The 6130-nt window shown below is 59.9% G+C and carries 8 protein-coding genes; all 8 read left to right on the forward strand.

From position 1 onward, the window contains the following. Positions 1 to 1781, forward strand: a 1781-nt coding sequence (mnmG, locus tag ADADOO_RS02105; RefSeq protein WP_511274589.1) for a tRNA uridine-5-carboxymethylaminomethyl(34) synthesis enzyme MnmG, incomplete at its 5' end; no start/stop codon positions are given. Further along, positions 1778 to 2395 (forward strand): 16S rRNA (guanine(527)-N(7))-methyltransferase RsmG, encoded by a 618-nt coding sequence (gene rsmG / locus ADADOO_RS02110; protein WP_511274591.1) that lies wholly within the window; start codon positions 1778 to 1780, stop codon positions 2393 to 2395. The genes mnmG and rsmG, both read left to right, overlap by 4 nt. After that, entirely contained in the window at positions 2392 to 3153 is a 762-nt protein-coding gene (locus tag ADADOO_RS02115; RefSeq protein ID WP_511274592.1) for a ParA family protein, read from the forward strand. Before rsmG ends, ADADOO_RS02115 begins: the two co-directional genes overlap by 4 nt. Further along, positions 3150 to 4004, forward strand: coding sequence for a ParB/RepB/Spo0J family partition protein (locus tag ADADOO_RS02120; protein WP_511274593.1), 855 nt, complete (start codon positions 3150 to 3152; stop codon positions 4002 to 4004). The genes ADADOO_RS02115 and ADADOO_RS02120 overlap by 4 nt, the downstream gene beginning before the upstream one ends. 158 nt (positions 4005 to 4162) lie before the next feature. Beyond that, positions 4163 to 4480 (forward strand): ATP synthase subunit I, encoded by a 318-nt coding sequence (locus ADADOO_RS02125; protein WP_511274595.1) that lies wholly within the window; start codon positions 4163 to 4165, stop codon positions 4478 to 4480. A 16-nt stretch (positions 4481 to 4496) separates the two neighbouring features. Then, a complete protein-coding gene (gene atpB, locus ADADOO_RS02130; RefSeq protein WP_511274596.1) occupies positions 4497 to 5297 on the forward strand; it encodes a F0F1 ATP synthase subunit A in 801 nt (266 codons plus the stop codon). Positions 5298 to 5368: 71 nt separating this feature from the next. Further along, positions 5369 to 5629, forward strand: coding sequence for a F0F1 ATP synthase subunit C (atpE, locus tag ADADOO_RS02135; protein ID WP_117610057.1), 261 nt, complete (start codon positions 5369 to 5371; stop codon positions 5627 to 5629). A 40-nt stretch (positions 5630 to 5669) separates the two neighbouring features. Next, positions 5670 to 6130 (forward strand): F0F1 ATP synthase subunit B (locus ADADOO_RS02140; RefSeq protein ID WP_511274598.1); only part of this gene is annotated, 461 nt, incomplete at its 3' end.

Raw genomic sequence — 6130 nt, forward strand, 5'->3', positions numbered from 1 at the left:
TCGGCGGCATCGGCAAGGGCCATCTGGTCCGCGAGGTCGATGCGCTGGGCGGCGCGATGGCGGCGGCGACCGACGAGGCTGGCATCCAGTTCCGCATCCTCAACGCCTCGAAAGGCCCGGCTGTGCGCGCCACCCGCGCCCAGGCCGACCGCGTGCTGTACAAGCAGGCGATCCGCGGCCGACTGGAAAATCAGCCCAATTTGACCCTCTTCGCCGAGGCCTGCGACGACCTCATCGTCGACGGCGAGCGCGTCGTCGGCGCCGTCACCCAACTCGGCATCCGCTTCACGGCCGGCGCCGTCGTGCTGACGGCTGGCACCTTCCTCAACGGCAAGATCCACGTCGGGCTGGAAAACTACACCGGCGGCCGCATGGGCGATCCACCGTCGAATTCGCTGGCCGCCCGCCTCAAGGAACTGCAGCTGCCGCAAGGCCGCCTGAAGACCGGCACGCCGCCGCGCCTCGACGGCAAGACCATCGATTTCTCGGTGATGGAGGAACAGCATTCGGACGACCCGATGCCGGTCTTCTCCTTCCTCGGCAACGCTGCCCAGCACCCGCGCCAACTGCCGTGCTGGATCACCGAAACCAACGAGCGAACGCACGACATCATCCGCAGCGGGCTCGACCGTTCGCCGATGTACACCGGCGTCATCGAAGGCGTCGGGCCGCGCTACTGCCCGTCGATTGAAGACAAGATCCACCGCTTCGCCGACAAGAACAGCCACCACGTCTTCCTCGAGCCGGAAGGCCTGACGACGCACGAAATCTACCCGAACGGCGTGTCGACCAGCCTGCCTTTCGACATCCAGCTGGCGCTGGTGCGCTCGATCCGCGGCATGGAAAACTGCCACATCCTGCGTCCCGGCTACGCCATCGAATACGATTTCTATGACCCGCGCGGCCTCAAGGACACGCTCGAAAGCAAGGCCATCGCTGGCCTCTTCTTTGCCGGCCAGATCAATGGCACGACCGGCTACGAAGAAGCCGCCGCGCAAGGCCTGCTCGCCGGCATCAATGCCGTGAATTACGTCAGAGATCGCGCCGGCTGGTGCCCGAAGCGCAATGAGGCCTACCTTGGCGTGCTGGTAGACGACCTGATTACGCGCGGCGTTTCCGACCCCTACCGGATGTTTACCAGCCGCGCCGAATACCGACTGAGCCTGCGCGAGGATAACGCCGACCTGCGCCTGACCGAGCAGGGCCGCGAGTTGGGTCTGGTCGATGACGTGCGGTGGACCGCCTTCTGCCGCAAGCGCGACGTTATCGCCGCCGAACAGGAGCGTCTGAAAGCCACCTGGGTCAATCCCAAGCTGACGGCGGCCGAAGACTGCATTCGCGTGCTGGGCAAGCCGATCGAACACGAATACAACCTGTTCGAGCTGCTGCGCCGGCCCGAGGTGTCCTACGCCGCGCTCATCACCCTGCCGATTCACGAAACCGGCGGCGAGGCTGAATCCCACGGTCAACCGGAAAATTTGCCCAAAATTGAAATGGACCCGGCGGTCATCGAGCAACTCGAAATTTCCGCCAAGTACCAAGGCTACATCGACCGCCAGGCCGAGGAAGTCGCCAAGTCGGCCAGCTACGAAAATAGCGTGCTGCCAGCCGATCTCGATTACACCACGGTCGCCGGCCTGTCCAACGAGGTCAAGCAGAAGCTCAATCAGCACAAGCCGCAGACCATCGGCCAGGCTTCGCGCATTCAGGGCATCACGCCAGCCGCCGTTTCGCTGCTGCTGATCCACCTTAAGCGCCACAACCTGTCGCAAGCCGCATGAGTCAGAACGCCCTCGCCAGCGGCCTCACCGCCCTCGACATCACGCTGCCGGCCGAGGCGCAAGACAAGCTGCTCGCCTTCCGCGACCTGCTCCTCAAGTGGAACAAAACCTACAACCTGACGGCGCTGCGTGATCCGGCCCAGGCCATTTCGCACCACCTGCTCGATTCGCTGGCCATCCTGCCGCATGTCGGCGTCGGCAATCTGCTCGATGTCGGCAGTGGCGGCGGCCTGCCCGGCATTCCGCTGGCCATCGCCAGGCCGGATCTTTCAGTCAGCATGGTCGACACCGTGCAAAAGAAAACCACCTTCCTGCAGCAAGCCGTCATCGAACTGGCGCTCAGCAATGTTACGGTGCACCACGCCCGGGTCGAGGAAATGCACGGACAATACGCCCAGATCAGCTCGCGCGCCTTTGCCGAAATCGGTCTTTTCATCAGCCTGACCCGTCATCTGCTGGCACCCGGCGGCCGCTGGCTGGCCATGAAAGGGGTGCGGCCGGACGCCGAACTCAAGGGCTTGCCGGCCGACATCAGCGTGGAAGCGATCATTCCGCTCAGCGTGCCGGGGCTGGATGCCGAACGACATTTGATCATCTTGAAAGCCGGGTCATGAAAGTACTCGCCATAACCAACCAGAAAGGCGGCGTCGGCAAGACGACCACCGCAGTCAATCTGGCCGCCTCGCTGGCCGCCGAGGGCCAGCGCGTCCTGCTCATCGACATGGACCCGCAGGGCAACGCGACGACCGGGTCGGGCATCCCCAAGAAAGAAACACTGCCTACCGTCTATCAACTGCTGATCGGCGCCGCGACGCTGCTCGAAGTCTGCATCGCGACCGCCTTTGACTTCGACATCTTGCCCGCCAACCGCGAACTGGCTGGCGCCGAAGTCGAAATGATCGAACTCGACCAGCGCGAATACCGCCTGAAAAAAGCCCTGGCGCAAAACCACGCCGAATACGATTTCGTCCTCATCGACTGCCCGCCCGCCCTCAACATGCTGACCGTCAACGCCCTGGTCGCCGCCGACTCGGTGCTGATCCCGATGCAATGCGAGTACTACGCGCTGGAAGGTCTGTCCGACCTCGTCGAAACGCTGCGCAAGGTGCGTCACCACCTTAATTCTCGCCTCGAAATCGAAGGTCTGCTGCGCACCATGTACAACGGTCAGAGCACGCTGACCCAGCAGGTTTCGAACGAACTGGAAAGCCATTTCGGCGCCAAGGTCTACAAGACCATCGTGCCGCGCAACGTTCGCCTGGCCGAAGCGCCGTCTTACGGCAAGCCGGTCATCGCCTTCGACAAGAACTCGAAGGGCGCCCAGGCCTACAGCGCCCTCGCCCAGGAAATCCTCGAAAGGACCGCCGCATGATCAAGAAGAAAGGACTCGGCCGCGGCCTCGACGCGCTGCTCGCCGGCAGCGATGCGAAGGCCGAAGACGAACTGCGCAACCTGCCCGTCGAACGCCTGAAACCCGGCAAATACCAGCCGCGCACCCGCATGGACCAGGAGTCGCTGGCCGAACTGGCCGCCTCGATCAAGGCCCAGGGCGTCATGCAGCCGATTCTCGTCCGTGCCATCAACAGCACACCGGGCGCCGAGCGCTACGAAATCGTCGCCGGCGAACGCCGTTGGCGCGCCTCGCAGCTCGCTGGGCTGAAGGATGTGCCCGTTCTTGTCCGCAGCATTCCGGACGAACAGGCGCTGGCCATGGCGCTCATCGAGAACATCCAGCGCGAAAACCTCAACCCGCTCGAAGAAGCCCAAGGCTTGCAACGCCTGATCGACGAATTCGGCCTGACCCACCAGCAGGCCGCTGATGCCGTTGGCCGCTCCCGGCCAGCCGCTTCAAATTTATTGCGTTTATTACAGTTGACCGCAGCTGTTCAGGAATTGCTGATGTCCGGCCAGATTGACATGGGCCATGCCCGCGCCTTGTTGCCAATTTCCAGCGCCCAGCAGGTCGGCGTGGCTCAGCGCGTCGTTCAAAAAGGCCTGTCAGTCCGTGAAACCGAGCGCTTGGTTCAACAGCTAATGAATCCGCCCAGCCACACACCGGAAAAGGCCATCGACCGCGATCTGCTGAGCCTGCAGGAACGCCTGTCCGATGGACTCGGTGCCAATGTCGCGATTCGTTCCAACAAAAAGGGTGCTGGCAAGCTCACCATCGAGTTTTCGAGCCTTGATCAGCTCGATGGCCTCATTTTGCGGCTTCACGCTTAAGCGATGTCACTAATCGTAACCCACAGAAAATACGGGAAAACCCTTTCTTTTTGCAGCGCAGAAATTGACTCATCTATAAGACTCCGTTACACTCGCACAGTTATCGATCGAGGCATGTCTTGCATCCGCAGGTAAGCTGGATACTCAGTCGCCAAGCAGTGCTGGCAACCACCCTGGCCATCGCGATGGGGTTGTTGGTCAGCGCAAATGCGGCAGTCTCGGTTCTGATCGGGGGATCAATCGGGTTCATTGCCAATCTCGGGTACGTCCTGAGAGCGTTGCGAATGGGTTCGAGTACAGACCCGGTCAAGGTTTATCAGGCGCAAGCCGCAGGGGAGGGGTTCAAGTTCCTACTGACTCTCGCTGGCTTTGCGCTGGTGTTTTTAGGGTACAAGGAAGTGGCGGTCCTGCCGCTCTTTCTTGGATACGCATCAACCTTTGTCATCTACTGGGTGGCATTGCTGAAGAATCGCTAGGCTGACTGGAGAAAACATGAGCGCAGAAGGCGGCACTACTGGTTATATTCAACACCACCTGACCAATCTCGCTGTCTGTGCAGACAGTGCCAAGGTGGATGGGGTTTGTAGCGGTTTCTGGACTTTTCATATAGATACCCTGCTGGTTTCCGGCATTCTGGGTTTGGTTGTTTTTGGCCTGATGGCCATGTTGGCAGCCAAGGCTACCGCCGGTGTCCCGTCAGGCGGTCAGAACTTTGTCGAAATGGTGGTCGGTCTGGTCGACCAGCAAGTCCGCGACACATTTCATGGCAAGAGTGCGCTGGTTACCCCGCTGGCTATCACTATTTTTGTCTGGGTGTTCGTCATGAACGCCATGGACTTGATTCCGGTCGATTTTCTGCCTGCCGCGCTGCAAGCTGCTGTCGGCAATCATGAAATGCACTTCAAGTTTGTTCCGACTACCGACCCCAATCTGACGTTCGCCATGTCGATTTCCGTGTTCTTCATCTCGCTCTTCATGGGGCTGAAGCTAAAGGGCTTTAGTCACTTCATGCATGAAGTTTTCGCGGTTCCGTTTGGCCTAAAGCTGGCTCCGGTCAACCTCCTGTTCCGTATCGTTGAAGAAATTGCCAGGCCAATCTCGTTGTCCCTGCGACTCTTCGGCAATATGTACGCTGGAGAAATGGTCTTCATCCTGATCGCTCTGCTCGGCCTCTATCAGTTGCCTCTGGCATTGCCTTGGGAACTGTTCCACATTCTGATTATCACCCTGCAAGCCTTTGTGTTCATGATGCTGACCATCGTGTACATGTCTATGGCGGCAGAGTCGCACTAAGTCGTAGTAGCAGTTTTTCAGTAGTTTTTAACCTTAACCCCGCAACAAACCTACTTTACTGAGGAGTAAACATGGAACTCGCAACCGTCCTCTCCAACACCGCTATCGCTGTAGCCATCCTGATCGGCGCCGGCGCTCTGGGTACCGCCATCGGCTTTGGTATCCTGGGTGGCCGTTTCCTGGAAGGTGCTGCTCGTCAGCCGGAAATGATTCCTACGCTGCAAGTCAAGATGTTCATCGTCGCCGGCCTGCTTGATGCTGTGACCATGATCGGTGTTGGTATCGCCCTGTTCCTGCTCTTCGCAAACCCGTTCCTGGCTCTGCTGAAGTAATTAACCGCGCCCCTGTAACCCTTATAACCAGGAGGTTAGCGTGAATATCAACGCTACACTGATTGGCCAGGCAATCTGGTTTGCTCTCTTCATCTGGATCACGATGAAGTACGTCTGGCCGCCGCTGCAAAAAGCGATGGCGGACCGTCAAGCACAGATCGCTGATGGCCTGGCTGCGGCAGAACGTGGCAAAAACGAGCAAGAGCTCGCCGCCAAGCGTTCCGCCGACGCGTTGCGGGAAGCCAAGGAGAAATCCTCGGACCTCATCGCTCAAGCCGAAAAGCGTGCGCAACAGATCGTCGAAGAAGCGAAGGGCACCGCCAAGGTTGAGGCCGACAAGGTCGTCGCCGGTGCCAAAGCCGAAATCGACCAGGAAGTCGAACGCGCCAAGCAAGCTTTGCGTGAGCGCGTGGCCGAACTGGCGGTTGCTGGTGCCGAGAAGATCCTGCGCAAGGAAATCAACGCGTCCGCGCATGCCGACATGCTGGTCGCCCTGAAACA

Origin of the sequence: Azonexus sp. (genome assembly GCF_036170495.1) — a bacterium.
In the GTDB taxonomy this organism is placed as follows: domain Bacteria; phylum Pseudomonadota; class Gammaproteobacteria; order Burkholderiales; family Rhodocyclaceae; genus Azonexus.

What these genes read in the sequence shown, in the direction of transcription:
- ADADOO_RS02120 (WP_511274593.1), top strand. Translation starts at nt 3,150, where the DNA reads ATGATCAAGAAGAAAGGACTCGGCCGCGGCCTCGACGCGCTGCTCGCC.
- atpB (WP_511274596.1), top strand. Translation starts at nt 4,497, where the DNA reads ATGAGCGCAGAAGGCGGCACTACTGGTTATATTCAACACCACCTGACC.
- atpE (WP_117610057.1), top strand. Translation starts at nt 5,369, where the DNA reads ATGGAACTCGCAACCGTCCTCTCCAACACCGCTATCGCTGTAGCCATC.
- ADADOO_RS02115 (WP_511274592.1), top strand. Translation starts at nt 2,392, where the DNA reads ATGAAAGTACTCGCCATAACCAACCAGAAAGGCGGCGTCGGCAAGACG.
- rsmG (WP_511274591.1), top strand. Translation starts at nt 1,778, where the DNA reads ATGAGTCAGAACGCCCTCGCCAGCGGCCTCACCGCCCTCGACATCACG.